The sequence below is a fragment of the Cobetia sp. 2AS genome (assembly GCF_029846355.1).
GTDB classification, from domain to species: domain Bacteria; phylum Pseudomonadota; class Gammaproteobacteria; order Pseudomonadales; family Halomonadaceae; genus Cobetia; species Cobetia amphilecti.
In genome coordinates this window covers 1-25,580 of sequence record NZ_JARWKQ010000001.1, presented here as the reverse complement: position 1 = coordinate 25,580, position 25,580 = coordinate 1, and the positions used below count along the sequence as shown (strand labels likewise).

At 63.5% G+C, this 25,580-nt stretch carries 22 protein-coding genes and 1 rRNA gene; 10 read left to right on the top strand and 13 right to left on the bottom strand.

Annotated features, from left to right (window positions below):
* The first annotated feature begins 211 nt into the window (after positions 1-211).
* Positions 212-1,270: a DNA polymerase III subunit delta gene (gene holA, locus QD356_RS00115; RefSeq protein ID WP_043335288.1), complete on the top strand. Its 1,059-nt coding sequence runs from the start codon at positions 212-214 to the stop codon at positions 1,268-1,270.
* A 21-nt stretch (positions 1,271-1,291) separates the two neighbouring features.
* Positions 1,292-1,642 (top strand): DUF6482 family protein, encoded by a 351-nt coding sequence (locus QD356_RS00110; protein ID WP_192838303.1) that lies wholly within the window; start codon positions 1,292-1,294, stop codon positions 1,640-1,642.
* Positions 1,643-1,820: 178 nt separating this feature from the next.
* Here QD356_RS00110 and QD356_RS00105 read toward each other — a convergent pair whose 3' ends face one another.
* The 3 genes from QD356_RS00105 to fadB all read right to left on the bottom strand — a co-directional run bounded on the left by QD356_RS00105 (position 1,821) and on the right by fadB (position 6,381).
* The gene (locus QD356_RS00105) at positions 1,821-2,753 is read right to left on the bottom strand and encodes an amidohydrolase family protein (RefSeq protein ID WP_192838302.1); all 933 of its coding nucleotides are present in this window, start codon (positions 2,751-2,753) and stop codon (positions 1,821-1,823) included.
* Between the two features lie 205 nt (positions 2,754-2,958).
* Positions 2,959-4,137: an acetyl-CoA C-acyltransferase FadA gene (gene fadA, locus QD356_RS00100; RefSeq protein WP_043335293.1), complete on the bottom strand. Its 1,179-nt coding sequence runs from the start codon at positions 4,135-4,137 to the stop codon at positions 2,959-2,961.
* A 93-nt stretch (positions 4,138-4,230) separates the two neighbouring features.
* A complete protein-coding gene (gene fadB, locus QD356_RS00095) occupies positions 4,231-6,381 on the bottom strand; it encodes a fatty acid oxidation complex subunit alpha FadB (RefSeq protein WP_192838301.1) in 2,151 nt (716 codons plus the stop codon).
* A gap of 425 nt (positions 6,382-6,806) precedes the next feature.
* Between fadB and QD356_RS00090 the strand changes: the two genes are divergently transcribed.
* Positions 6,807-7,919 (top strand): DUF5924 family protein, encoded by a 1,113-nt coding sequence (locus QD356_RS00090; RefSeq protein WP_192838300.1) that lies wholly within the window; start codon positions 6,807-6,809, stop codon positions 7,917-7,919.
* A 217-nt stretch (positions 7,920-8,136) separates the two neighbouring features.
* On the top strand, positions 8,137-8,583 hold the full coding sequence (gene slyA, locus QD356_RS00085) for a transcriptional regulator SlyA (RefSeq protein ID WP_043335305.1): 447 nt from the start codon (positions 8,137-8,139) through the stop codon (positions 8,581-8,583).
* Positions 8,584-8,707: 124 nt separating this feature from the next.
* Here the strand turns inward: slyA and QD356_RS00080 are convergent, their stop codons facing one another.
* The gene (locus QD356_RS00080) at positions 8,708-9,256 is read right to left on the bottom strand and encodes a preprotein translocase subunit YajC (RefSeq protein ID WP_192838299.1); all 549 of its coding nucleotides are present in this window, start codon (positions 9,254-9,256) and stop codon (positions 8,708-8,710) included.
* A 209-nt stretch (positions 9,257-9,465) separates the two neighbouring features.
* Between QD356_RS00080 and QD356_RS00075 the strand changes: the two genes are divergently transcribed.
* Positions 9,466-9,918 (top strand): universal stress protein, encoded by a 453-nt coding sequence (locus QD356_RS00075; RefSeq protein ID WP_043335309.1) that lies wholly within the window; start codon positions 9,466-9,468, stop codon positions 9,916-9,918.
* 199 nt (positions 9,919-10,117) lie between these two features.
* Here QD356_RS00075 and QD356_RS00070 read toward each other — a convergent pair whose 3' ends face one another.
* Positions 10,118-12,055: an ATP-binding cassette domain-containing protein gene (locus tag QD356_RS00070; RefSeq protein ID WP_043335312.1), complete on the bottom strand. Its 1,938-nt coding sequence runs from the start codon at positions 12,053-12,055 to the stop codon at positions 10,118-10,120.
* 326 nt (positions 12,056-12,381) lie between these two features.
* On the opposite strand from QD356_RS00070, the gene QD356_RS00065 reads away from it, so the two are divergent.
* Both QD356_RS00065 and QD356_RS00060 read left to right on the top strand, forming a co-directional pair.
* Positions 12,382-13,332 carry a TatD family hydrolase gene (locus QD356_RS00065; RefSeq protein WP_192838298.1) on the top strand — a complete coding sequence of 317 codons (951 nt, stop codon included), beginning with the start codon at positions 12,382-12,384 and terminating at the stop codon, positions 13,330-13,332.
* Positions 13,333-13,380: 48 nt separating this feature from the next.
* Complete coding sequence (locus QD356_RS00060) at positions 13,381-13,947, top strand: hypothetical protein (protein ID WP_225347560.1); 567 nt, start codon at positions 13,381-13,383, stop codon at positions 13,945-13,947.
* A gap of 91 nt (positions 13,948-14,038) precedes the next feature.
* Here the strand turns inward: QD356_RS00060 and QD356_RS00055 are convergent, their stop codons facing one another.
* The 5 genes from QD356_RS00055 to QD356_RS00035 all read right to left on the bottom strand — a co-directional run bounded on the left by QD356_RS00055 (position 14,039) and on the right by QD356_RS00035 (position 20,360).
* Positions 14,039-15,688, bottom strand: a complete 1,650-nt coding sequence (locus QD356_RS00055; RefSeq protein ID WP_192838297.1) for a DEAD/DEAH box helicase — start codon at positions 15,686-15,688, stop codon at positions 14,039-14,041.
* A gap of 216 nt (positions 15,689-15,904) precedes the next feature.
* Complete coding sequence (locus QD356_RS00050) at positions 15,905-16,441, bottom strand: HPP family protein (protein ID WP_043335366.1); 537 nt, start codon at positions 16,439-16,441, stop codon at positions 15,905-15,907.
* Positions 16,442-16,554: 113 nt separating this feature from the next.
* The gene (locus tag QD356_RS00045) at positions 16,555-18,363 is read right to left on the bottom strand and encodes an iron ABC transporter permease (RefSeq protein WP_225996458.1); all 1,809 of its coding nucleotides are present in this window, start codon (positions 18,361-18,363) and stop codon (positions 16,555-16,557) included.
* Between the two features lie 141 nt (positions 18,364-18,504).
* A complete protein-coding gene (locus tag QD356_RS00040; RefSeq protein WP_225347558.1) occupies positions 18,505-19,551 on the bottom strand; it encodes a Fe(3+) ABC transporter substrate-binding protein in 1,047 nt (348 codons plus the stop codon).
* A gap of 236 nt (positions 19,552-19,787) precedes the next feature.
* The gene (locus QD356_RS00035) at positions 19,788-20,360 is read right to left on the bottom strand and encodes an elongation factor P hydroxylase (protein ID WP_107335481.1); all 573 of its coding nucleotides are present in this window, start codon (positions 20,358-20,360) and stop codon (positions 19,788-19,790) included.
* Between the two features lie 378 nt (positions 20,361-20,738).
* Between QD356_RS00035 and QD356_RS00030 the strand changes: the two genes are divergently transcribed.
* Complete coding sequence (locus tag QD356_RS00030) at positions 20,739-22,178, top strand: MATE family efflux transporter (protein ID WP_225996480.1); 1,440 nt, start codon at positions 20,739-20,741, stop codon at positions 22,176-22,178.
* A 317-nt stretch (positions 22,179-22,495) separates the two neighbouring features.
* A complete protein-coding gene (locus tag QD356_RS00025) occupies positions 22,496-23,230 on the top strand; it encodes a hypothetical protein (protein WP_052384769.1) in 735 nt (244 codons plus the stop codon).
* 41 nt (positions 23,231-23,271) lie between these two features.
* Here QD356_RS00025 and tusA read toward each other — a convergent pair whose 3' ends face one another.
* On the bottom strand, positions 23,272-23,517 hold the full coding sequence (tusA, locus tag QD356_RS00020) for a sulfurtransferase TusA (RefSeq protein WP_054555155.1): 246 nt from the start codon (positions 23,515-23,517) through the stop codon (positions 23,272-23,274).
* A gap of 62 nt (positions 23,518-23,579) precedes the next feature.
* Between tusA and QD356_RS00015 the strand changes: the two genes are divergently transcribed.
* The gene (locus QD356_RS00015; protein WP_043335322.1) at positions 23,580-23,864 is read left to right on the top strand and encodes an antibiotic biosynthesis monooxygenase; all 285 of its coding nucleotides are present in this window, start codon (positions 23,580-23,582) and stop codon (positions 23,862-23,864) included.
* A 123-nt stretch (positions 23,865-23,987) separates the two neighbouring features.
* On the opposite strand, the gene rlmM is transcribed toward QD356_RS00015, so the two are convergent.
* Positions 23,988-25,061: a 23S rRNA (cytidine(2498)-2'-O)-methyltransferase RlmM gene (gene rlmM / locus QD356_RS00010; RefSeq protein WP_043335379.1), complete on the bottom strand. Its 1,074-nt coding sequence runs from the start codon at positions 25,059-25,061 to the stop codon at positions 23,988-23,990.
* A 210-nt stretch (positions 25,062-25,271) separates the two neighbouring features.
* A 5S ribosomal RNA gene (rrf, locus tag QD356_RS00005) occupies positions 25,272-25,387 on the bottom strand.
* Positions 25,388-25,580 lie beyond the last annotated feature (193 nt).

Sequence of the window (25,580 nt, the reverse complement as noted above, 5' to 3'; positions counted from 1 at the left end):
GGAGAAGTGGAAGGAAGCAGGCAGCAGTTGGTAGAGATTGGAAGTCGCAACGTTCGCCAGGCACGGCTCCACGATACCGGGCAACCGATCATCATGGGGCCGTGCCTGTTCAGGGCCACCATCACGCCGGGGCTAGCACCCTGCTCGTGAATGGCCGCCCGAGCCTTAGGCGCACTTGCCCACCAGACCCGCGCAGTATCGAAGGACATTCATGAAGGTCTATCCCGACAAGCTCGACGAGCAGCTCAACAAGCGCCTGTCTCCCGTCTATATCGTGGCCGGTGATGAGCCGCTGATTCACCAGGAAAGCTGCGACGCCATCCGGCGTGCGGCACGCGCTGCCGGTGTCGAGGAGCGCGAGGTACTGCATGTCGAGAACGGCTTTCAGTGGGGCCGTTTGACCGAATCTGCCGCCAGCATGTCACTGTTCGCCTCGCGCAAGCTGATCGAGCTGCGCATGGGCACCCAGAGTGCCGGCCAGGAAGGCAGCAAGGTCCTCAAGGCCTACGCCGAGCGCATCGAGAAGGATGGCGACATCCTGCTGATCACCGCAGCGCGCCTCGATCGCAAGGTGCAGCAGACGGCGTGGTTCAAGGCATTGGAGAAGGTCGGCGTCTTCATCGCGGTGTGGCCGGTGGACCATTCCCGCCTCGGCTTCTGGATTCGCGATCGCGCCCGTCGTCACGGCCTCGAGCTGAATCAGGACGCCGCCCGCCTGCTGGCCGAGCGCATCGAGGGCAATCTGCTGGCCGCGGATCAGGAGCTGCAGAAGCTGGCGCTGCTGCACCCGCCGGGCGCACGCCTGGATGGCAATGCCATCGTCCAGGGCGTCGAGGACAATGCCCGCTATGATGTCTTCACGCTGGCCGATGCGTGTCTGAAGGGGGAAGTCGAGCGCAGTGGCCGCATCGTGCTCGGGCTGCGGGGAGAAGGCGTCGAGCCGCCGGTGATCCTGTGGGCGCTGACCCGCGAGCTGCGCACCCTGCTCTCACTGCGCCAGCACCTCGATCAAGGCCAGAGCTTCGAGCATGCCTGCAAGGCGCAGAAGCCGATGATCTTCGACAAGCGTCGCCCCTTCTATCAACAGGCGCTCAACCGCCTGCCCCACAAGCGCCTGCACAAGCTGCTGCTGTTCTCGCAGCGACTCGACATGGCGATCAAGGGCGGGATGACGCTGCCCATCTGGGACGGGATGGTCGATCTCGCCCTGACGCTCGCCGGCGGACGCGGCCCACTGGCCGAACTGCCTCACGCCTACAAGGTGGTGTGATTCAGACACCCGGGAGAACACATGCAGACCTCCTCCAGCACGCTTGGCGAAGCCGTCGACGTCGAGACCCTGCGGCGGTGGCTCGCCGAGGGCAATACCCTGACAGTGGAAGTGCAGACGCTGGATCAGGGGCTTCATGTGGTCCGCCTGCATCACGCCGCAGGCATCAGTCGTCTGGTCGATGACAGCGGCCAGTCCCTGCGTTTCACCGGCACCCAGTGGATCAGTCGCCTGCTGTTGCCGCTGGGGCTGACCCACGGCGTGCAGACCTGGGCGGAAGTACAGGATGAGATGATCGGCCTGCCCACGACGCCGATCGACAATGCCAGCCTGCTGGCCCATGGCACGCGCGTGGCCTTCCAGACCCGCTAGACGCTGCGGGCCACGCCTCTCCTCGCTTGTCTTTCTCTCGCCAATCATCAAGACGCCCCCACCAGCAGGCTGATGGGGGCGTCTTGTCATTCGGCTTCTGTGCCTTATGCGGCTTTTCGGCTTATACAAGTGATGCCGCGTCACTCAATTGCGCTCTGCGAGCGTGGCAACTCTTCGCTCAGTGCGCCGCATCCGCCTTGGACTTCACGAACGCCTTGTAGCCATAAAGCTTGCGCGGGTTGTCGCGGAAGATCTTCTCGCGCATCTCGCGCTCCGGTAACCAGCGCTGCATCAGCTCGGCCAGGGTGTCCTCCTCCGGCATCTCGACGCCGATATAGGGATGCGGCCAGTCACTGCCCCACACCACGCGCTCCGGGTTGGCCGCTACCAGCGCCCGCACCAGCGCCGTGACATCGGAGTAAGGCAAGCGACCACGCGTGGTCAGCCGGTAAGGCGCCGACAGCTTGACCCAGGTGCGCCCCTGCTTGAGCAGTCGACACAGCGCGGCAAAGCCGGGACATTCAGGGCCACGCGTGGCCGCCAGATGACCCATGTGGTCGATCACCACCGGCACCGGCAAGCTGCCGAGGCGCGCCTCCATGTCACGGAAGGTCGAGACATCGATCAGACATTCCAGGTGCCACTTGAAGCGTGCCAGGCGATCCGCCAGCAGCACCACATCACGCCAGCGCAACCCGCCGGCGAAGATCAGGTTGAGGCGAACGCCACAGACACCCAGCTCGGAGAGCCGCTCAAGCTCGGCATCACTGATCTCGGGGGTGACAACCGCCACGCCACGGTAATCCAGCCCACGCTCACGACAGCTCTGCAGGCTGTCGCACAACAGGCGATTGTCATAGCCATAGACACTGGGCTGTATCAGCACGCCATGGCTGGCGCCCAATGCATGATGCATCTCGAGTGCTTCATTGAGCCCCACGGGGGCCGGGTCATAGGTTCTGTCCGCCGCCAATGGGTAACGCACCGGGTCACCAAACAGGTGAAGGTGACAATCAATACTGCCCGCCGGCAACCGGAAGGTCAGGGGGTGTGGCAAGGGTCTGGGCGGCGTGGCGCGCGGCAGATCCTGCTCGACATGATTCCAGTCCATCGATGCGACTCCCTCGCGTAACCTCAATCATCAAGCCCGGGGCGACGTGACGCTCGATCGCCCATTGCCACGATACTGCGCCGCCCTTCTCGTTTCCAGACAAAAGCCTGCCAACGAAAAAGCGGCATGTCCGAAGACATGCCGCTTGAGGTATCAGGCGAGGGCCTGATCGCTTATCGAAAACGCTGACCGAAGACGCTGACGCTCAGTCGAGTCGCTCGAACACGGTCGCGACGCCCTGGCCCATGCCGATGCACATGGTCGCCAGGCCCAGGCGCGTGTTCTGCTGCTTCATGACGTTGAGCAGCGTGGTGCAGATACGCGAGCCGGAGCAACCCAGCGGGTGACCCAGCGCGATGGCGCCGCCGTTGAGGTTGACCGCCGTATCGACACGCTCCAGCAGGCCAAGGTCCTTGAGCACCGGAATCGACTGCGCCGCGAAGGCCTCATTCAATTCGACGGTCTGGATGTCCTCGATGGTCAGGCCTGCCGCCTTGAGCGCCTGCTTGGAGGCCGGCACCGGCCCGTAGCCCATGATGGAGGCGTCACAGCCTGCCACGCCAGTGGACAGCACACGAGCGATGGGCTTGAGGCCCAGCGCTTCGGCGCGCTCGGCACTCATCACCGCCATGCCCGAGGCGCCCACCGACAGCGCGGAAGAGGTACCCGCCGTCACGCTGCCGCCCTTGGGATCAAATACCGGCTTGAGGTTGCCCATGGACTCCATGCTGGCATCGCCACGGATGACCTCATCGCGAGTCACCATCACGCGACGCCCCTCGGCATCATGGCCCTCGACGCCGATGATCTCGTCATCGAAGCGACCTTCATCAGCGGCGGCCTGGGCACGCTGGTGAGAGCGCACGCCGAACTCATCCTGCTGCTCACGACTCACGCCATGCATCTTGCCGAGCAGTTCCGCGGTCAGGCCCATCATCATCGCCGCCTTGGCCGCGTGCTTGCTGGCCGCCGGGTTGACGTCGACCCCGTGTGCCATCGGCACGTGCTCCATGTGCTCGACACCGCCGATGATATAGAAGTCACCCATGCCGGCCTTGATGTTGGCGGTGGCGATATGCAGGGCACTCATCGAGGAACCACACAGGCGGTTGACCGTCTGCGCCGGCACGGTACGCGGAATGCCGGTCATGATGGCGGCATTGCGCGCGATGTTCATGGACTGTTCCAGGGTCTGGTTGACGCAGCCCCAGATGATGTCGTCGACCTCGGCCGGCACCAGGCCGGGATTGCGATCGAACAGCGCCTGCATCACCGCGGCGGACAGATTCTCGGCGCGCACGTGTCGGAAGGCGCCGTTCTTGGCCTTGGCCATGGCGGTACGCACGCCATCGACGATTACCACATCTCTCGGATTCAGATTCATTGTCTGGCTCCCTCATGGCCCTCGCTGTCGCGAGGGCCGAAAATTCTGGTCGGATAGTGCTGGCGGCCACTCGGGCGCTCAGCCATCAAAGGCTCAGGAGTAGAAGGCTTCGCCACGCTTGGCGCGCTCGCGCAGCGCCTCGGTCGGGCGATACAGCGGCCCCAGCTCATCGGCCAGGCTGTCGGCCAGCGCGACGAACTCGGCCACGCCCATGGCATCGACATAGCGCAGCGCGCCACCACGGAACGGCGGGAAACCGATGCCGTAGATCAAGGCCATATCGGCCTCGGCCGGGCTGCCGACGATGTCGTCTTCCAGGCAGCGGATGGTTTCCATGCACAGCGGCACCATCATGCGCGCGATGATATCTTCATCGGAGAACTCGCGCGTCTCGCTGACGACCTGTGCCACCAGCGCCTGAGCCTCATCATCCGCCAGCTTCTTCGGCTTGCCCTTGCGGTCTTCCTCGTAGCGGTAGAAGCCCAGATCGTTCTTCTGGCCGAGGCGCTTGTTGTCGTACATCACCTGGATGGCGGTCTTGCCGTCTCGCGCCATGCGGTCCGGGAAGCCTTCCGCCATCACGGCATTGGCGTGCACCGCGGTATCCATGCCGACCACATCCAGCAGGTAGGCCGGACCCATCGGCCAGCCGAACTTCTCCATCACCTTGTCGACGCGCTGATAGTCGGCGCCCTTCTCGACCAGCAGGCTGAAGCCACCGAAGTAGGGGAACAGCACACGGTTGACCAGAAAGCCCGGGCAGTCGTTGACGACGATCGGCGTCTTGCCCATCTGGCGGGCATAGGCGACGGTCGCGGCGATGGCCGCATCGCTGGACTTCTCGCCACGGATGACCTCGACCAGCGGCATGCGGTGCACCGGGTTGAAGAAGTGCATGCCGCAGAAGTTCTCGGGACGCTTGAGCGACTCGGCCAGCCGCGTGATGGAGATGGTCGAGGTGTTGGAGGTCAGGATGGCATCCTCGGCGACGTTGTCCTCGAGCTCGGCCAGCACCGAGGCCTTGACCTTGGGATTCTCGACCACCGCCTCGACGACCAGGTCCACATTGCCGAAGTCACCGTAGGACAGCGTCGGGCGGATGTTGGACAGGCTCTGCGCCATCTTCTCGGTGGTCAGCTTGCCGCGCTCGACGCCCTTGCCGAACAGCTTGCGAGCCTCCTTCAGGCCCAGTTCGATGGCCTCGCCGTTGATGTCCTTCATCAGGATCGGCGTGCCCTTGCTGGCGCTCTGATAGGCGATGCCGCCGCCCATGATGCCGGCCCCCAGCACGGCGGCCTGCTTGATCTCACTGGCCTGCTTCTCGTAACCCTTGGCCTTCTTCTTGACCACCTGATCGTTCATGAACAGGCCGACCAGATTGAAGGCCACGTCGGTCAGCGCCATCCTGGCGAAGGTCTTGGCCTCGATGGCCTGGGCACGCTCACGCGATTCACCCGCCCCCTTCTGGATGACCTTGATGGCCTCCACCGGCGCCGGATAGTGCGGACCGGCCTTGCCGGCCACGAAGCCCTTGGCGGTCTCGAAGGCCATCATCTGCTCGATGGCATTGAGCTTGAGCGGCGAGGTCTTCTCGAGACGACGCGCCTGATAGTCCAGCTCGCCGGCATTGGCACGCGCCAGAATATCGAGTGCCGCCGCATCCAGCTCGGCCACCGGCAGGACGGCATCGACGGCGCCCACTGCCAGCGCCTTGTCGGCACGGTTCTCGGTGCCACCACAGATCCACTCGATGGCGTTGTCTGCCCCGATCAGACGCGGCAGTCGTACACAGCCCGCCCAGCCCGGGATGATGCCGAGCTTGGTTTCCGGCAGGCCGATCCTGGCGCTGTCGGCCATGACCCGGAAATCGGTGGTCAGGGTGATCTCGCAGCCGCCGCCCAGCGCCAGCCCATTGATGGCAGTGACGGTGGGGAACGGCAGGTCTTCGATGGCATTGAAGATGCCATGGATGTTCATGTTCATGTCGATGAGGAAGGCTTCATCCTTCTCGAACATCTGATGGAACTCGGTGATGTCAGCACCGACCACGAACGCTTCCTTGGCGGAGCGGATGACCAGCCCCTTGAGATCGGCCGTCGCCTTGATGGCCTCGACCGCCTCTCCCAGCTCCTTGAGTACGTAGCTGGCCAGCTTGTTGACCGATTCGCCTTCAAGGTCGAGGGTCAACAGGGCGATGGCGTCCTGATTGGCCTCGACGGTTAGCGTTTTGCCTGAATAGATCATCCACGGATCTCCACAAGAGAAAGAGGTGAAGGGGCTGCCCGGCGCTCGAGGGTCACTGCCATTTGGCGTTGACCATGAGGGAGCTGGCAACCGGCCTCGCCGGACTCGCCGCTGGCAGAGGCACCGCGCGAGAGTCATCTCTCATCACAGCGCTTCATACAAGCGTTTGAATACAGCCAGCTTGGGCCAGTGACGGGCAAAGATCAAGCCTGCGGACATTAGCGAAAGGTCGGGGGTCACGGGCCGTCTGTATACTGGCCCGGGCTGACTGGCGCACGCCATCGACAGCCGATGTAGGCAAAGATCGACGCTACACCGCACAAGGCAGCCGCGTTACCCTGAACGCTTTCCCAACCAGCAGGCTGGCCGCGACATCTCCTCGCGCGCCAGCAGGCTTTCAAAGGCCTCATCGATATCATGCTTTCATGAGCAGCACTCTCACCGCCCTGTATCTGCGCCTGACCGGCCTTGTCGAACGCACCAAGCGCTGGCACTGGCTATGGCCGCCCATCGGCTTCGCCGCCGGCATCTGCAGTTTCTTCCTCGTCAATCGACAGCAATGGCTGGGCGGCATGCTGGCGCTGGGCATGATGCTGGCCTGGTTGATCCTGATCGCCGAAGGCCTGTGGAGCCGTCTGCGCCGCCATCGCGGTCAGAATGCCCTGCCCCGCAAGCTGGCGACCTTCGTGGCCCAGCTGATCCAGCAGGAGACACTGTGTTTCACCTTGCCGTTCTTCCTGGCGACCACCGACTGGGCCAGCGGCCAGGCGGGCTTCACGCTGCTGCTGTGCGGCGCGACCCTGCTGTCGATTCTCGATCCCTTCTACTACCGGCTGGCCGAGCGCCATCGCTGGCTGTACTTCGGCTTCCACGCCCTGTGCGTGTTCGTGGTGGTGCTGGTCACCCTGCCCCTGCTGCTGGAACTGACCACGGGTGAGAGCCTGCTGGCCGCCTGTGCCGCCATGAGCCTGTTCGCGCTGCCCAGCGTCGCCAACCTGCGCATCGCTCGCGGGGTGGTCGGCGGTCTGGCGATGATCGGCATCAGCGTGATGCTCGGGGTAGGCGCATGGGGGGCACGCGCCTGGATTCCGCCCGCCACGCTGTGGATCAATGCCAGCAGCCTGTCGCCGGACTTCGATACCGCGGCGCGCGCACCGCGTGGCGAGATGCAGCTGACGCCTGCGCAGCTCTCCGCCCGAGGCCTCTACGCCTTCACGGCCATCCGCGCCCCGCGCGGCCTGTCGGAGAAGGTCTATCACGTCTGGCGGCATGACGGCGAAGTCGTCGATCGCATCGCCCTGAACATCAACGGCGGGCGCAGCGAAGGCTACCGCGCCTGGACGCACAAGACCGCCTTCCCGCAGGGCAGCGAGGGCGAGTGGCGCATCGATGTCGAGACGATGAACGGACAGCGCATCGGCAGTCTGCGCTTCGTGGTCAGCGATGATCCGCAGCTGGCGACCCTGGCCGACAGCACCATCAGCCAGCCGCCCGGCATCCCCGGCTGGCGTATCACCAACCTGATTCCGGGTTTGTGACAGGCGTCATCATGAGTCACTTTGCAAGCGGGAACGCTGAGTTACTCGACCTTGGACGTAAAATTCGTTCGCAGGCTTGTAATTATCCAGACTGCCTAGCATGCTGATGTGAAGGGCGGCGCGCACAAGGAATCAGTCTCATTCAGGTTTGAGTGATACTGGACGCGCGCCAATGACAAAAGCCCCTTCACATTTGCACTCAGCGGACGACCTATCCATGCATGAAGATATCGGACTCAAGCTTTCCCGCCTGCCGCGCCTGTGGCGCGCCATTCTGGACCAGCGACTGTCCCCACTAGGGCTGACCCAGACTCGCTGGATGACGCTGGTACACCTGTGGCGCATGGGCGATGGTCAGCCCCAATGTGATCTGGCTCGCTCCATCGGTATCGAAGCCCCGTCGCTGGTTCGCACCCTGGACCAACTGACCGAACAAGGCCTGGTCGAGCGCCGTGCCTGTGAGGAAGACCGCCGCACCAAGCGCATCTTCCTGACCCGCAAGGCGCTGCCACTGATCGAGAAGATCGATGCCATCGCCGAGCAGACTCGCATCGAGATGCTCGAGGGCCTGAGCGAAGCGCAGGTCGATCAATTCTGTGAATGCCTGCGCGTCATGGAGCGCAATGGCCTGGAAATCTCCGAGAAGGTGCCGGAGAGCGCCTGAGCCTACACGCCGACCGGAAATGGCCGGCCGCGCCAGCAGGACATGAGCGCAAGCGGAACATGAAAAAGCCCCCATCGAGTGACTCGATGGGGGCTTTTTTCTGCGGGCAGGAAGGCTGCGCGTGTCAGGCGTCCGGCATCTTCGGCTCGGTGCCCACCAGCGGTCGACGCTTGTGCGAAATAGGCGCCTTGTCGATCAACAGCGCATGCAAGGCCTCGAATTCGCGCCGCCAGTCGTGGCAGCTCTCCACATCCAGACTCTCGCCCCACCACAGCGTCAGACCGGAGAGCGACGACTCCAGCATCAGGGCATCCTCCGGCAGCGTGCGCGTGAAGCGCAGCAAGGCCGCGGCAACATCAGGGTCATCCGCCAGGCGACTCTCCTCGCGCCAGCGATAGCCCGGCACCGCCTCACGCAGGGCATCACTGGCCCATTCATCCTGCACCAGAATGAAGGGCGTGACATCGCGCTCGGTCGGCCAGGGGCGGCGGTAACCGACGATGCCCTTGGGCGCGTCAGAAAGCGCCGGCGCATTGAGGTCCACCCGCATGCCATCGGCGATCACCGCCTTGCGGACCAGTGAAGTGCGCGTCTCGCGTTTGCTGGGGCGTAGCCAGGTCAGCGGCGACAGCATCGCCAGCACGACAAAAATGATGATCAGCGCAGTCGTCATCGTCTATCCAACGGTTGTCTATTCAAGGGTTTCATCAAGCAGGACGTGGCGTGAAAGCGCAGGATAGGCTATGCAGCCCCGCAGTGTTGCGTATCACGCACTGCCATTACGTTGATGTAAGTCATTGTGTTAAAGGGGGCGGCAAGCCTAGCATGGAAGCAGGTGCACGACGCCACTCGAATGGCCAACCTCTGCGGGAGGACCTCAGGATGAGCAACGAATACAAGCATGTACTGGTCGCTGTCGACCTGACCAAGGATTCCCATCTGGTGCTGGAGCGGGCACTGCCGATCGCCAAGCGCAACGGCGCCAAGATTTCCATCATCCATACGCTGGAACCGCTGGGTTTTGCCTATGGCGGTGATATTCCGATGGACCTGACCAGCATCCAGGACCAGCTGGATTCCCACGCCCGTGAACGGCTTGGCGAGATCGCCTCCCCTCATGATATCGCCGCCGAAGACCAGTACGTGGTGGTCGGCATGCCGGACAGCGAGATTCATCGCTTCGCGGCCGAACACGACGTGGATCTGATCGTGGTCGGCTCGCATGGTCGACATGGCTTTGCGCTGCTGCTGGGCTCCACCTCCACGGGTGTCCTGCACGGCGCCCAGTGCGACGTGCTGGCGGTGCGCGTCGGCGCGGATGACAGCGAGGAATGATGGCGGCCGGCTAGACGACACCTCATGCCAGACGACACCTCACGTCAATGACATGTGAAGGACGACAAGAGGGCTGCCCATGGGCAGCCCTCTTGTGTGTTCAGCTGACGGGCTTTCTGCACCGCACGCTCATCAAGCATCGTCACTCATGACCGTACGTGCTCAAGACCGTACGTGCTCAAGACCGTCACTTGCGGCTTCAGCCTTCCTGCATGGCTTCAAGTTCCATCCAGCGTTCCATCGTCTCTTCCAGCACCTGCTGCTTGTGGCTGAGCTTCTCCAGCGTGTTCTTCACCGCCTTGGCATCCCCGGTGTAGAACTCCGGTGCCGCGATCTCGGCTTCCAGCGTCGCGATCTCCGCTTCCAGCTTCTCGATGGTCGCCGGAATCAGGTCCAGCTCGCGCTGGAACTTGTAGGGCAGCTTGACCTTCTTGTTGGCCTGCTGCGCCTGGGCGGCCTCACGCTTGCGGCGCTCGTCTTCTGCCTGGGCATCACGACGGTGCTTTTCCTCGCGCTCACGCTCGACTTCCCACGGCGCCGGCGGCAGATGCCCGCCCTGACGTATCCAGTCGCTGTAACCCCCGACATACGGCTTGACGACCCCGTCGCCCTCGAAGGCGAGGATGTTGGTGACCACGTTGTCCATGAAGGCACGGTCATGGGAAACCAGCAGCACGGTACCGTCGAAGTCGAGCAACAGCTCCTCGAGCAGCTCCAGCGTCTCGACATCCAGGTCGTTGGTCGGCTCATCGAGCACCAGCACGTTGGCCGGCATGGTGAACAGACGCGCCAGCAGCAGGCGGTTGGACTCGCCCCCTGACAGGGAACGTACCGGCTGACGCGCGCGGTCCGGCGTGAACAGGAAGTTCTGCAGGTAGCTCATCACGTGCATGTCACGCCCGCCGACCGTGACACGGTCGCTGCCGCGCGCCACGTTGTCGTAGACGGTGGCTTCCATGTCGAGGCCCTTGCGCAGCTGATCGAAGTAGGCGATCTGCAGCTTGGTGCCTTCGATGCGCTTGCCTTCGCTGGCTTCCAGCTGACCGAGCAGAATGTGCAGCAGCGTGGTCTTGCCCGCGCCGTTGCGCCCGAGCAGGCCGACCTTGTCGCCGCGCTGGATCTCGACGCTCAAGTCACGGATGACCCACTGCTCCTGCGCCTCGTCGTAGCGATAGCTGACGTTCTCCAGCTCCACGACCCGCTTGCCGCTGCGCTCGGCGGAGTCGACGGCGATACGCGCACGGCCCTGCACTTCACGCCGCTGGCCACGCTCGGCACGCATCTTCTCCAGTTCACGCACACGGCCTTCATTGCGGGTACGACGCGCCTTGACTCCCTGGCGGATCCAGGTCTCTTCCTGGGCCAGTTTCTTGTCGAACTCGGAGTTCTCCTTGGCCTCGACATCCATCTCGTGCTGCTTCTGGGCCTGGTAGGCCGCGTAATCGCCCGGGTAACGCCCGAGACGGCCACGGTCCAGCTCCAGAATCTGGGTCGCGAGGCGCTTCAGGAAGGCCCTGTCGTGGGTGATGAACAGCACGGCGCCGGAGAAGGCCGCGACCTGCTCTTCCAGCCAGGCGATGGTATCGAGATCCAGATGGTTGGTCGGCTCATCGAGCAGCAGCAGGTCCGGGTCGGAGACCAGCGCACGCGCCAGCGCGACACGACGACGCCAGCCGCCGGACAGGTCTTCCATCATGGTGTCTTCCGGCAGGCCCAGGCGGGTCAGCACGGTATCGATACGCTGCTGGAACTGCCAGCCATCGACGCTTTCCAGCGCGACCTGCACGTGCTCGAGACGCTTGAGGTCCGGCTCGGGATCGCTGATCAGGTGATGGTACTCCGCCAGCAGCGCGCCCGCCTTCGGCAGGCCTTCAGCGACGATATCGAAGATGGTGCGTCCTTCGGCGGCCGGCAGGTCCTGCGAGAGCACACCGATCTTGAGGCCCGGTGCCTTCCACAGCTCACCGGCATCGGCCTGGAATTCGCCGGTGATCAGCTTGAGCAGGGTCGACTTGCCGGTGCCGTTGCGGCCGACGAGCGCCAGACGCTCGCCGCGCTCGACGACAAGGTCCGCCCCGTTGAGCAAGACGTGATGGCCATAGGCCAGCTGAAGATTTTCCAGTCGTAACAATGCCATGTGCAGCAGCAACTCGTGACGGGTCCACGGCCGGGAAGGCCACGGAGGAAGTGGGAGTCAGGCGGACAGGCCGCCGCCAGCGACGCGCGCCGGAGAATGCTGCCATTCTACCCGAGGCGCAGCGTGCAGGCGATGGAAGACGCCGCAAGGGCTGAAAGACGCCGGCGCCTTGGGTAGAATGGCCGACCGCTTGAAATCACGTCACGTGCCCTGCACTGCCAAGGCCCGCCTGTCATGCAGCGCTATCGAGTGCCAGGCCGACGGGCTGTTGGCCGGCCTTGCGCTGTCACGTGTCTTCTCCCTCCCCGCGATCCCAAGGGTGTCCGATGTCCGCGCTTCCCCCGCATGCCGATCCTGCCTCCCTGCCCTACTATGATAGCGAGCGGCTGTCCGACGAGACGCTTGCCGCCTTGTGTGACGACCTTGAACTCGGCGAGGCCGATATCGCGGCCGCGCTGACGCTGCTGGCACCGGAGCTGCGTTTCGCCAGCCCCTCGGCACTGGTCGATATCGGCGTCAACCTGACGCATGAGAGCTACGCGCGCGACATCGAGGGCACCTTGCTGCGAGCACGCGCGGCGGGCGTCAGCCAGCAGATCCTGACCGGCACCAGCCTGGATGGCTCGCGTGAGGCCCAGGCGCTGGCGGCACGCTATCGTGGCCTTTCTTCCACCGCCGGCGTGCATCCACATGATGCCAGCCAGTGGAACGACGGCGTCGAACGCGGCATCCGGGAGCTACTGGCGCAGCCGGAGGTCGTCGCGGTGGGGGAATGTGGTCTCGACTTCAATCGCAACTTCTCGACGCCCGCCGAACAGGCCCGGGCGTTCGAAGCGCAGCTGACGCTGGCCGCCGAGACAGGCCTGCCACTGTTTCTGCATGAACGTGACGCCGGTCGCCAGATGCTCGAGATGCTCAAGCACTGGCGCGACGATATCAGTCACGCCGTCGTGCACTGTTTCACCGGTGAGCGCGAGACGCTCTACGGCTATCTCGATCTCGACCTGCACATCGGTCTGACCGGCTGGCTTTGTGATGAGCGCCGAGGCGAACACCTGCGCAGCCTGTGCCGCGAGATTCCCCTCGAACGCCTGATGCTGGAAACCGATTGCCCCTATCTGGTACCGCGCAATCTGCCCGCCAAGCTCAAGGGGCGCCGTCATGAACCCTCACTGCTGGTGTGGATCATGGCGGAGGTCGCGGCGCTGCGCGGTATCGACATGGAAGAACTCGCAGAGGCCACCACCGCCACTGCCACACGCTTCTTCCGCCTGTGATCGGCATCAACGACTTTCCCTGCACGCTTCCCTGCTCTGGACATCACCATGCACGAATATGAACCCGAAACAGGGGACTTCCCCGCCTTCATCGCCGTCGAGACCGGCGAGGACTCCAGTCTGCCGCTGGCCATCGCCTGGGCGCTGCCCGATGGCCAGATGAAGCATGTGCTGATCCAGCCGGATGACGAATGGCTGGATGGCGAGATGCTGGAGCTGGGCGACTACAGCCTGGACGACCTGCGCAGCTTCGGCGTCAGCCCCCTCGATGTGCTCAAGGAGCTGGAGCAGGACTACTACCAGACCACGCTCTATACCACTGGCGTCATGGATGATGAGCAGGCACTGGCCCGCCTGTTCGACGCCTACAACATGGACCCCTTCATCGAGTTCGCGCCGGCGGAAGGCCTCTACCCTGAGCTTGCCCCGGGTGACTGGGCGCGCGAGCGCAACAACATGCTGTTCGAACAGGGTTTGCAGCCCTTCCGCCCGGACAACGAGGTGCTGGTGATGCTGGCCATCCATACCCGCCTGCGCGGTGATGGCGTGCGTGGCGAGCAAGACATCCAGGGCACTGGCCCGGATTACGAGATCGACTGGGAAGAAGACGTCTGATCAGACGCTCCTGCTCCTGACACACAAACGCCCCGACAACCGCAAGGTTGTCGGGGCGTTTGTGTTCAAGCCTTGGCCTCTACGGCGCGGCTCAGCCGTTGGAGCGGCCACCACCGTTGCCACCGCTGGAGCGGTTGCGACCACCACGTGAGCGGCGACGCGGACGCTCATCATTGCTCGGCGCGTTCGGCGCACGGTTGCCGTTTACCTCCGGTTGCGGCGCGACGCGATTGCCATCGACTTCACGCTGCACCGGTGCACGGTTGCCGCGGTTGTCATCATCGACACGCGCGGTCTGCTGAGGCTGACCGCCAGTGCGATGACCTTCAGAGCGCTGGCCGCCCGAACGCGCGCCACCAGAGCGCTGGCCGCCATTGCCACGACCTTCACCGGCAGGCTTGCCGCCAGTGCGCTGGCCGCTAGAACGCTGGCCTTCAGAGCGCTGGCCGCCCGAACGCTGGCCGCCAGAACGCTGGCCGCCATTGCCACGGCCTTCACCGGCAGGCTTGCTGCCAGTACGCTGGCCGCCAGAACGCTGGCCACCACGCGGCTGACGCGGCTCACGTTCCGGTTCGACATCGATTTCCGGCACGAAACCTTCCACTTCGACGCGCTTGAGCTTGCCCTTGAGCAGACGCTCGATGCCGCCGAGTTCCTTGCGCTCATCGCTGGAGACCAGCGAGATGGCACGCCCACTGGCGCCGGCACGGCCGGTACGTCCGATGCGGTGCACGTAGTCTTCCGGCACGTTGGGCAGTTCGTAGTTGACGACCTGCGGCAGCTGCTCGATATCCAGACCACGCGCCGCGATGTCCGTCGCGACCAGCACGCGCACTTCGCCGTTCTTGAAGCCGGCCAGTGCCTTGGTACGCGCATTCTGGCTCTTGTTGCCGTGAATCGCCGCGGCACTGATGCCGGACTTCTCGAGCTTGGTCGCCAGACGGTTGGCACCGTGCTTGGTACGGGTGAAGACCAGCACCTGGTGCCAGTTTTCCTTGATGATCAGGTGCTTGAGCAGCGAAGGCTTGTGGCTCTTCTCCACGGTGTGGATATGCTGCTCGACCTTCTCGGCCGTGGTGTTGCGCGGGCTGGCTTCCACCGCCACCGGGTCATTCAGCAGCTTGTTGGCCATGCCGCGAATCTCATCGGAGAAGGTCGCGGAGAACAGCAGCGTCTGACGCTTGGTCGGCAGCAGCTTGAGCAGACGACGGATGTCGTGGATGAAGCCCATGTCCAGCATGCGGTCCGCTTCATCCAGCACCAGCGTCTCGAGATCGGAGAAATCGATGGCCTTCTGGGAGTGCAGGTCCAGCAGGCGGCCCGGCGTGGCGGTCAGGATCTCGACGCCAGAGGACAGGCGGCTGATCTGCGGGTTGATCTTCACGCCACCGAATACCACGGCATTGCGCAGCTTCAGGTGACGGGAATAGGCAGTGACGTTCTCGTCGATCTGCGCGGCCAGTTCACGCGTAGGCGTGACGATCAAGGCCTTGATCTTGCGGGCACCCGCGGGAGCGCTCTGCGAGAGGCGCTCGACCAGCGGCAGGGCGAAACCGGCGGTCTTGCCGGTACCGGTGCGCGCGGCAGCCATCACATCACGGCCTTCCAGCACGGCAGGAATCGCACCTGCCTGGACGGGAGACGGCGTGGAATAGCCCATCTCGGCGATCGCTTTCAGGACAGGAGCGGACAGCCCCAGGGAGGCAAACGCCGGGACGGAATTGGCAGTAGTCTCAGTCATCAATATCTCTTCGGCTGACCGGCCACGTGCTGGTCGATCATTAAGGAATGGCGCCTGGCCGGGCACGTGCCGGGAGAGGGAGCGAGGCGTATCAGGCGCAGAGAAGAAAGAGTCGGTCAGAGGGACCTCATCCGGCTGCTGCCAGTCGCTCGCGTCAGGCGATGGCCCAGTCTACCATCTTCCGCCGTCGCCTGCAGAAGCGTGCATCCGATGGGTTCAATGCCAGTGCAGCGGATAGCGGCGATGACGCGCCAGATTGTTGATCAACACCGCCAGCACCAGCATCGCCAAGCAGCCAAGCCCCACCGGCAACAGGGCGTACCAGTAGCCCAGCTCGTGCAGCGGCTGACCGCCGATCACCGCGATCAAGGCCGTGGCGCCGCCCGGCGGGTGCAGGGTGTGCGTCAACTGCATGACCAGCAGTGCCACCGAGACCGCCATGGCCGCTGCCAGCCAGCCATCGCCCAGCCAGTGATAGCAGGCGACACCGACCAGTGCCGACAGCATGTTGCCGCCCAGCACATTGCGCGGCTGAGCCAGCGGACTGTGCGGCGCGCCGTAGAGCAGCACCGAGGTCGCGCCGAAGGACCCCACCAGCAACAGCGAGCTGACCGCCAGGTAGTGCGAGGACAGCCAGCCGATCAGCGCCATGCCCAGAAAGGCCCCGAGCCATGACCACAGGGCATCGGCAACATGCGGCCTGCCCCGCTTCAGGGGGCCACCACGCATCTTGGCTACGTAAGGCTTGAGCATCGTGCGAACCATCTCCGGCGTTGTCCTGTCAGTGTCGAGCGCTGCACCCTAGGCGATCTCCACACGAGGAACAACTCTCATATGGCAATAAGCTGATGCCGACGCTGTCTTCATCATGACTCGCTGCGCGAGGCCACGATGGTGCGCGAGATCACGATCACCGGCAGGATGCCGACCACCACGATCACCAGCGCCGGCAACGCCGCCTGCTCGAGCATTTCATCCGAAGCGTACTGATAGACGTGAGTGGCGAGCGTGTCGAAGTTGAAGGGCCGCAGCAGCAAGGTGGCCGGCAGCTCCTTCATGGCATCGACGAACACCACCAGCGCCGCGGTCAGCAAGCCGGGACGGATCAAGGGCAGGTGCACCCGGCGCAGTGTCGAGAAGGTGTTCTCACCCAGTGAGCGCGCCGCCATGTCCATCGAGGGCGTGACCTTGTCGAGGCTCGATTCGATGGAACCCGCGGCGATGGCGAGGAAGCGCACCACGTAGGCGATGATGATCGCGCCCATCGTCCCCGTCAGCAGCAGACCGCTGGAGAACCCGAAGTTGGCGCGCAGGAAGCTGTCCAGCGCGTTGTCGAAACCCGACAGCGGCACCAGCACGCCCAGCCCCAGCACGGCGCCCGGCATGGCATAACCGAGACTCGAGAGCTTGAGCGCCTGCTGTACGCTGGCGGTGCGATCCAGCCGCTTGGCGTAGGCCAGCAGCACCCCGATGATCAGCGTCAACACGGCAGCGCTGACCGACAGCATCAGGCTATTGAGCGCGTAACCGGCGAAGTCCGGTGTCCACGACTCCTCGAAGTAGCGAATGGCATGCCGCGTCAGCAGCCCCACCGGCAACAGGAAGCCGAACAGCAGCGGCAGCAGGCAGGCCAGTGTCGCCAGCCCGGCGCGCCAGCCATGCAGGGTCGGGCGACGATAGCGACGATAGCGATCGCCCTTGCCGAACTGACGCTGCCGGCGCCGGGCATGTCGTTCCAGCCAGATCAGCGTGACCACGAAGATCATCAGACACAGCGCGATCTGGGCCGCACCGCGCAGGCTGCCCATGTTGAGCCACACATTGAAGATGCCGGCGGTCAGCGAACGCACCGCGAAGTAATCGACGGTGCCGAAGTCATTGAGCGCCTCCATCATCGCCAGCGCCAGACCGACGGCGATCGCCGGGCGTGCACTGGGCAGCGCCACGCGCCAGAAGCTCTGCCAGCCATTGCAGCCCAGGGTGCGGCTGGCATCGCGCAGTGACGGTGATTGATCGAGAAACGCCGAGCGCGCCAGCATGAAGACATACGGAAACAGCACCAGCGACAGCATCAGGATGGCGCCGCCCAGACTGCGTATCTCGGGGAAGTAGTAATCCTGCGGCGAGTCCCAGCCGAACAGCGCACGCAGCGCGCCCTGGAAGGGCCCGGCATACTCGAAGACATCGGTGTAGATGTAGGCGATGACGTTGGCGGGAATCGCGAACGGCAGCAGCAACGACCACTCGAAGGTGCGCCGCAGCGGGAACTGATACATGGTGGTCAGCCACGCCGACACCACGCCCATGCTGCCACTGAGCACCGCCACGCCGGCCACCAGCGCCAGACTCGTCATGACGTAGTCAGGCAGCACGGTGGAGACGAGGTGCGGCCAGATGCCGTCACCGGCCTGATCACTGCCATCATCGCCGAACAACGCCAGCCAGATGACGGCCAGCACCGGCATCACCACCAGCGCGGCGACCCCCCAGGCCGTCGCGAACCACCCCATGTGCGTGCCCAGACGCCGCTGACGACGTCTTATCGCCGTGTCTTCGGCGCCTGACGTGCTGTGAGTCGCGCGCTCCAGGGCGAGCTCCGTCGCGCTGGTTGCCGTGCAGGCTTCCTCTTCAAGGCTCGCACCTCGCTTTGCCAACAGCCGCTTGCCTTGCGTCATCTGTTCTTCCTCACTGACCTGCCAACTGCAATTGCGTCTATTTTACATTGTTCACTCAAACGAAGAGGGGCTGTCGCATCGCGACAGCCCCTCTTCGTTCATGACATCCCACCCGATAGCTTACGCCAGCGGTGAGTGCCGTTACTGGTTGAAGCCGACTTCATTGACCATCTGAGCAGCACGCTTGCGGTATTTGGCGACCTCGGTCAGCGAGAGGTCATCCTGCTTGAACTCGCCCCAGGACGTCAGCAGCTCCGAGCTTTCGGCAGCCGGGTTGGCCGGGTACTCGAAATTGACCTCGGCATACATGTGCTGGGCGGTCTTCTCGGTCAAGAAGCGCATCAGCTTGAGCGCATTCTCTTCGTGCGGCGCGTACTTGGTCATCGCCATGCCGGAGATGTTCATGTGCGTGCCGACACCGTTCTGGTCCGGGAACTCGATGCGTGCCTTCTCGGCCCACGGACGCTGCTCGTCATTGTCGAGCATCTTGCCGTAGTAGTAGCTGTTACCGATGGCCACGTCACAGACGTTGTCACGAATCGCCTTGATCTGATCGCGGTCCCCGCCCTGCGGCTTGCGCGCCAGGTTGTCCTTGAAGCCTTCCAGCCATTCGCGGGTCGCTTCCTCGCCGTTGTGGGCGATACGCGAGGCGATCAATGCCACGTTGTAGGGGTGATCCCCGGCACGCGAACAGACACGGCCCTTGAGGCTCGGGTCCGCCAGGTCGTCATAGCTTGCGACCTGACCGGCCTCAAGACGCTCGACGCTGGTGTAGAGCACGCGGGCACGGGTGGTGATACCGAACCACTGGTTGTCAGGACCGTGATACTGCTCGGGCAGGTTGGCTTCGATGACGTCGTCATTGACGCTCTTGACCAGCTCTTCGTCGACCAGCTCCTGCAGGCGACCGATATCCACCGTCAGCAGGACGTCAGCCGGCGTGTTGCGACCCTCACGCTTGAGACGCTCGGCCAGACCCTGCTTGGCGAATACCACGTTGACCTTGACGCCGGTCTCCTCGGTGAACTCCTTGAGGAACGGCTCGATCAGATAGGCCTGACGATAGGAGTAGACGTTCACCTCTTCCTGGGCTTGCGCCGGCATGGCCGTGACAGCCGTCACGCCGACCAGCGCACTCAACAACAGCTTGCGAGCGGAGGATGCAGAAATCATGGATACAGCAGTCATCGAATACCCCTGTTCAAGGTGTCCTGTCCTGACGAGGACTGCCATGAGCAGACCTGCAGGCCAGTAAAAGCGGAACCATTGTGTCAATGCGAATCATTCTAATCACAAAGCCCTGACACCTGCAACGTGAGTGCAACGCTGATTTGCAGATAATGCAATCCCGCTCAGGGAGGCGAGTTCCGTGAGGCAAGCCCAGCGGGCGACATCACTACCGCCTGGCATGCACAGGTAAGGCATCACGCCAGTCGGCCGTCCTCCCCCACCGCAGGCAACAGGGGCCTGGCATGGGCGATGGCCTGCTCAAGCGGCATCCCCTGCTGCCAGACACCGGCGAGTGCGTGGCGGAAGGCAGCGGCGCGGGCGGGCAGGCCGCGCTGCTCGACATCGGCGGCGCGCTGCATCACACGTTGCGCGAAGGCGTCTCGATCCACCTCCAGCTCAAGATTGTCGACGCTGACATGAAACGGCTTGCCCACCGCCCGGTGGAACAGCAGCTCCAGCGCTTGCGGCGCGACCTCGACACTCTCGAAGGCACGCTGCTGCTCGGCGTCGCGGCCATCCGGTGCATACCAGTAGCCGTAATCTTCCTCGAGCCGCCGTCTGGCGCCCGCGATGCACCAATGGCTAATCTCATGCAGCGCGCTGGAAAAGAAGCCACGTGCCAGATAGATGCGGTGATAGCCAAGCTCTGATTCCGGCACATGCCTGCCTTCCCCCTGCATGCCGGCCGGAAGATAGAGCGGCTCCTCGGGATCACAGCGCAGCAAGGTGTTGAAGGTGTCGCCGAACAGACCGTCAAACAATGCCATCAAGGTGGCGAGGTCATGCGCACGACGGGGACTCCCGCAGGCGGAATCAGAGGAAAGGACGGCAGGTAGGGACTCATGGGACGACACGGCAATTCTCGGCAAGCGCTGGCAGTGTGTGGGCATTCGATGGCGGCAGGAAAACCTGCTCTGTCGGATGGCTCATTGTACGTGGCTAGCGTATAGCGCGTCATTTCAGCTGACAGTGTCGCTTACAGCCGTGATAATTCATCAGCTTGCGTTCATGAAACCTGCTTATCTGCTAGGATGGCGCGCCAAGCAAGAATGATTCTCGATTACTAGCAGGAGCCTGCCGTGCCCCCCGCCGATTCATCCACCCCCTCCAAGCCTCAGACGGCCCCCGGTTCTCCGCCTCCGCCACTGATTCCCCGCGTCAGAGCGGAAACCTCACGCCTGCTGACCCTGGCGCTGCCGATCTGTGGCGCGCAGCTGGCTCAGGCAGGCATGAGTGCCGTGGACGTGTTGATGACGGGACGCTCCTCGGCCACGGACCTGGCAGCCGTGTCGGTGGGCTCAAGCCTGTGGGTGCCCCTGCTGCTGCTGATGGCGGGCACCCTGATGGGTCTGACGCCGGTGGTCGCGCAATTGATGGGGGGCAATCGCAGCGGTGAGGTGCGTGGCAACGTGCATCAATCGCTGTGGATCTCGCTGGTGCTCGGCAGCCTGTCCGGGCTTGCGCTGTGGTATCTGGCCGCGCCGATCTTCACCCTGATGGAGGTGCCTGAGGCCGTGGCCGAGCAGGCGACCCTCTATCTGATGGCCATCGCCTGGGGCATGCCGGGTGCCGCCTTCTATCAGGTCCTGCGCGCCTACTCGGACGGCATGAACCATACCCGCCCAGCACTGATCATCAGCCTGATCGGCCTGATATCGAACATCCCGCTCAATTACGTGCTGATCTACGGGTCTGCGGGCGTGGATGACCTGCTGGGGATCACCTTGCCGGGACTGTTGGGCGACATTCCGGCCATGGGCGCCGCCGGCTGCGGTATCGCCACCGGCCTTGCGATGTGGATCATGTGCCTGAGCATGTTCGCCTACACGCGTTACAGCAGCGCGTATCGCGCCGTGGCGCTGTGGTGCCAGCCCAGCGCCCCCCAGTTCAAGCAGATGGGCGAACTGCTCAAGGTCGGCCTGCCGATCGGGATCGCGATCTTCTTCGAGGTCACTCTGTTCACGGTCATCGCCCTGTTCGTGGCCAGCTTCGGCGAGATCAAGGTCGCGGCCCACCAGGTCGCGCTCAACTTCACCTCGCTGCTGTTCATGCTGCCGCTGTCGATGGCGATGGCCCTGACCGTGCGCGTCGGCCACACCATCGGCCGCGGCGACATGCGCGAAGCACGTTTCGTGGCCTGGAATGGCGTGGCCTTCTCGCTGGTGGTGGCGCTGGTGAATGACATTGTGATCTGGGTACTGGCCGAGCCGGCCGTGGCGCTCTACACCAGCAACCTCAAGGTCCAGGCCCTGGCCATGTCGCTGATCACCCTGGCGATGCTCTATCAGGTCTCGGATTCCCTGCAGGTCGCGATGGCAGGCGCACTGCGCGGCTTCAAGGACACGCGCATCATCATGCTGATCACCATGTTCGCCTACTGGGTGGTCGGGCTGGGAGGCGGACACCTGCTGGGTGTCGGCAGTGAGGCCTTTCCGATCTCGCCCTGGCCCATCGAGCAGATGGGCGTCTATGGCTACTGGATCGGCATGGTGGCCGGCCTGACCGTGGCGGCGCTGCTGCTTGGCTGGCGCCTGTGGATCATCGCGCGCCGTGGCGTGCGTGACGAGGCATTGGCGAGCCAGTGATGCCTGGCAGATAGCGCCTGCGTCTCAGCCTGCATCTCAACAGGAAGCTCGGCCCGGATGCTGGGCTGACAGCTGCCTGAAACGCCTTGATGAGCAAGCCCCGCGACACCCGACAGGGTGACGCGGGGCTTTTGCGTTTAAACACGAAAAAGCTGATAGACGGTCATTTCGTCCAAGGAGGGGTTACCGTCAAGGCTCTGGCTGTGCTAATGGTTATTCAAGGCAGTGCTCTCTCGCTGACGACACACATGGCAGAAGCGAGAGAACGCACCAGCACACGCCGAGGACGATCGACAAGCTGCTGAGGAGGGTTCGTCATGGGCGTACCAGTATCTTCCCCCCGCTCCGCCAAGGTCATCGACCTGAGTGTCATGCGTGACAGGATGCGTGCACGACGTCGTATTCTCCGGCTGGCGCCGGAACACGACGGGTTGGAAATGCTCTATCAGCTCGACAGCGATCCGGACAGCTATTACAGCATTCCGGTACTGGCCTGGGGGCTGCGCGAGGATGGTGAAGTCGTCGGCATGGTGCCGTGGATGGAGGGGCTGATGCCCTGCCACGAGCTGGAAGACCCCCAGCAGGGGCATTTCGTCGGCTATCGCGACCCGGAAACCGACGAAGTCTTCATGCTGGCGCCTGACCACAAGGTGTTCGAGCTCGAACATGCCGCGGCCTATTACGACTATGAAGTCTCGGACAAGACGACGCTGCTGCAGCAACTGCCGGACACGCTGGGTACCCATGCGCTGTGCATGACCAACGGCGAGACACAGTGGCAGCTCAAGCAGGTCTTCGGCTGGCGTCTCTACAGCGATGGCAACATCGAGGCCTTGCTGGTCGATGAGGCTCGCGTCACCCAGACACCCGTGCTGGCCGGCGACGACTGCCTGTACCCGGGGCGCAGCCGGCATGATGTGGTCTATTTCTTCCAGCGCGCCATCGCCAATCAGATTCGCGAGCAGGACCCGGCGACGCTGGAGGCTCTCGCGCTGATGATGACCGGCGAGAGCGACCAGGTCTGCGTCGAGGTCCATGACCGCGAAGCCTGAGGACCAGTCATGGCCAACGACTCAGCGGCTGCGGATGGCGCTCAACTGATGCGGATGTAATACAGGAACTGTTCCGGCGTCTCGTGGCTCAGTTCCAGGGTGTGGCCGAGAAAGGCGCAGAACTTGGGCACATCACGGGTGGTGGCAGGGTCGGTCGCCACTACCCGCAACAGGTCACCCGAGGCAAGCTCACGCACCTTGTTGTGCAGCATCATGATGGGTTCCGGGCAATACAGGCCACTGGTTTCCAGCTCGGCATCGGCCTCGGGCAATGTGATATCGGTCATCGAAGACTCCTGACAATCCTGCCGCCCTGGCTGGCGGCACGTACAAAAAAGGGGAGACAGGCATGATCAAGGTTCTGATCGAACGGCATATCATGCCGGGACTGGAACAGGATTACGAACAGGCCTCGCGTGAAGTCGTACGCGAGGCCACGCATGTCCCGGGCTTCATCTCGGGCGAGAACCTGATGGAAACCGGCCGCGCGGGTCACCGCATCCTGATCACCTCATGGCGCGATGCGCGAGCGTGGCAGGAATGGTCGGTCAGTCCGGCCAGAGATCGCATGATGGCGCGCCTGGCGCCCATGCTATCCCAACCGGAGCGGATAATCCTGCTGGAGCATACTTGAGCGCGCCTCTCCGGCGAGCGAAGTCATCAGGCGCCCCATACAAGAACCCCACGACCTGGGCAGGCCGTGGGGTTCTTGTATGGGCCATGTGCCACTCGTGCATGCTGATTGAGCAACAGCCAATCAGTGCGTGATGCGCACGTGCACAGTGACCTCTTCACGGTCGTGATACAGATGACGACAGCGAATCTCGGCACCGACGTTGGAGCGCTCGAGACTGGCGGCCAGATAGTCGAGGCAGCGAGAGACTTCCTTCCAGCGCTGCTTCATCGGCAGCTTGAGGTTGAAGACGGCCTCGTTGCACCAGCGCTTCTTCAGCCAGCGCTCGACCATCTCGGTCACACGAATCGGCTTGTCGACGATATCGCAGACCAGCCAATCCAGGCGCAGCGGCGGCTCCCAGGTGAAGCCATCTTCCTTGAGATGCTCGACCTGTCCTGTCGCCATCAGGTCCTTGTTCATCGGACCATTGTCGATCGCGAACACGAACATGCCCTTCTCGACCAGCTGGAAGGTCCAGCCACCCGGGGCGGCACCAAGATCCGCTGCCTGCATGCCAGTGGCGATGCGACGCTCCCACTGATCGCGCGGCACGAATTCGTGCCACGCCTCTTCCAGCTTGAGCGTGGAGCGGCTGGGCGCACGACTCGGCGAACGCAGGTGACGAATGCCATTGGCATATTCGCTGCGGTTGCCCGGGAAGCTCATGCCCAGCTGGACTTCATCGCCATCCGTCCAGAAGACATGCAACGCCCGACCACCGGCCTTGCGGCGCAGGGCGCCCCGCTTCTTGAGCGCGGACTCCAACGGGCGACCGACAGCCTTGCCCAGCCCCGACAGTGCCTTGCCATCATTGGTATCCGGCATCTCGTGGCGGATCTCCTCGAAGCTCCAGCCGGCGTCGACCACCTGCTGCAGAATCGGCGAGACACGATTCTCCCGCGACATGCCGACCAGCGGCTCCAGTGCCACCAGGGTCTGACGAGCGAAGACCAATGCCTGTAGCGGCATGTCACGATGCAGGGCGTTGGCGGGCTCATCACCCGTCACCACATAACGCACGAAGCCACTGTCGCGTGCCGCAATCGGATAACCCGGCGTGCCGATATACGCCGCTTTCTCGCTGACTTCTGAGGCCAGGTCGGCCTCGAAGCCAGGGCGGCAATACAGCAACAGTTCTTGAGGTTGCATCATCATCTCCAATACAGAAGGCTGGGGAGTCTAGCCTCTCGCCGCTGCCTTCTACAAGCGTGCATGTACGTGATGGGGCTGTGACAACGCTCAGGCCGTCGTCATGGGCGCAGCAGACGCCTCACGAAGCGCGTACGTCTCTTGCTTTGCGCAACTTTTCTCACCACAAAGAGAACCGCCCCTGCAGCAAGGCTGCAGGGGCGGTTCGGTATAAGTGCCTGACGATGACCTACTCTCACATGGAGAAACTCCACACTACCATCGGCGCTAAGCGGTTTCACTTCCGAGTTCGGCATGGGATCGGGTGGTTCACGCTCGCTATGGTCGTCAGGCGAAACGGTGGCATCTTGCAATGCCTGAGTCTCAAGGCTTTTGGCCTCGCGACTCGCAATATGAATCATGCTGACCGATATGTCTCGATCCTGTCGCAATCCCGGCGTTTGCCTAAGCAAACCCCTTGGGTGTTATATGGTCAAGCCTCACGGGCAATTAGTACTGGTTAGCTCAACACATTGCTGTGCTTCC

Coding starts and splice junctions, on each gene's coding strand:
- holA (WP_043335288.1), top strand. CDS start 212: ATGAAGGTCTATCCCGACAAGCTCGACGAGCAGCTCAACAAGCGCCTG.
- QD356_RS00110 (WP_192838303.1), top strand. CDS start 1,292: ATGCAGACCTCCTCCAGCACGCTTGGCGAAGCCGTCGACGTCGAGACC.
- QD356_RS00105 (WP_192838302.1), bottom strand. CDS start 2,753: ATGGACTGGAATCATGTCGAGCAGGATCTGCCGCGCGCCACGCCGCCC.
- fadA (WP_043335293.1), bottom strand. CDS start 4,137: ATGAATCTGAATCCGAGAGATGTGGTAATCGTCGATGGCGTGCGTACC.
- fadB (WP_192838301.1), bottom strand. CDS start 6,381: ATGATCTATTCAGGCAAAACGCTAACCGTCGAGGCCAATCAGGACGCC.
- QD356_RS00090 (WP_192838300.1), top strand. CDS start 6,807: ATGAGCAGCACTCTCACCGCCCTGTATCTGCGCCTGACCGGCCTTGTC.
- slyA (WP_043335305.1), top strand. CDS start 8,137: ATGCATGAAGATATCGGACTCAAGCTTTCCCGCCTGCCGCGCCTGTGG.
- QD356_RS00080 (WP_192838299.1), bottom strand. CDS start 9,256: ATGACGACTGCGCTGATCATCATTTTTGTCGTGCTGGCGATGCTGTCG.
- QD356_RS00075 (WP_043335309.1), top strand. CDS start 9,466: ATGAGCAACGAATACAAGCATGTACTGGTCGCTGTCGACCTGACCAAG.
- QD356_RS00070 (WP_043335312.1), bottom strand. CDS start 12,055: ATGGCATTGTTACGACTGGAAAATCTTCAGCTGGCCTATGGCCATCAC.
- QD356_RS00065 (WP_192838298.1), top strand. CDS start 12,382: ATGTCCGCGCTTCCCCCGCATGCCGATCCTGCCTCCCTGCCCTACTAT.
- QD356_RS00060 (WP_225347560.1), top strand. CDS start 13,381: ATGCACGAATATGAACCCGAAACAGGGGACTTCCCCGCCTTCATCGCC.
- QD356_RS00055 (WP_192838297.1), bottom strand. CDS start 15,688: ATGACTGAGACTACTGCCAATTCCGTCCCGGCGTTTGCCTCCCTGGGG.
- QD356_RS00050 (WP_043335366.1), bottom strand. CDS start 16,441: ATGCTCAAGCCTTACGTAGCCAAGATGCGTGGTGGCCCCCTGAAGCGG.
- QD356_RS00045 (WP_225996458.1), bottom strand. CDS start 18,363: ATGACGCAAGGCAAGCGGCTGTTGGCAAAGCGAGGTGCGAGCCTTGAA.
- QD356_RS00040 (WP_225347558.1), bottom strand. CDS start 19,551: ATGACTGCTGTATCCATGATTTCTGCATCCTCCGCTCGCAAGCTGTTG.
- QD356_RS00035 (WP_107335481.1), bottom strand. CDS start 20,360: ATGGCATTGTTTGACGGTCTGTTCGGCGACACCTTCAACACCTTGCTG.
- QD356_RS00025 (WP_052384769.1), top strand. CDS start 22,496: ATGGGCGTACCAGTATCTTCCCCCCGCTCCGCCAAGGTCATCGACCTG.
- tusA (WP_054555155.1), bottom strand. CDS start 23,517: ATGACCGATATCACATTGCCCGAGGCCGATGCCGAGCTGGAAACCAGT.
- QD356_RS00015 (WP_043335322.1), top strand. CDS start 23,580: ATGATCAAGGTTCTGATCGAACGGCATATCATGCCGGGACTGGAACAG.
- rlmM (WP_043335379.1), bottom strand. CDS start 25,061: ATGATGATGCAACCTCAAGAACTGTTGCTGTATTGCCGCCCTGGCTTC.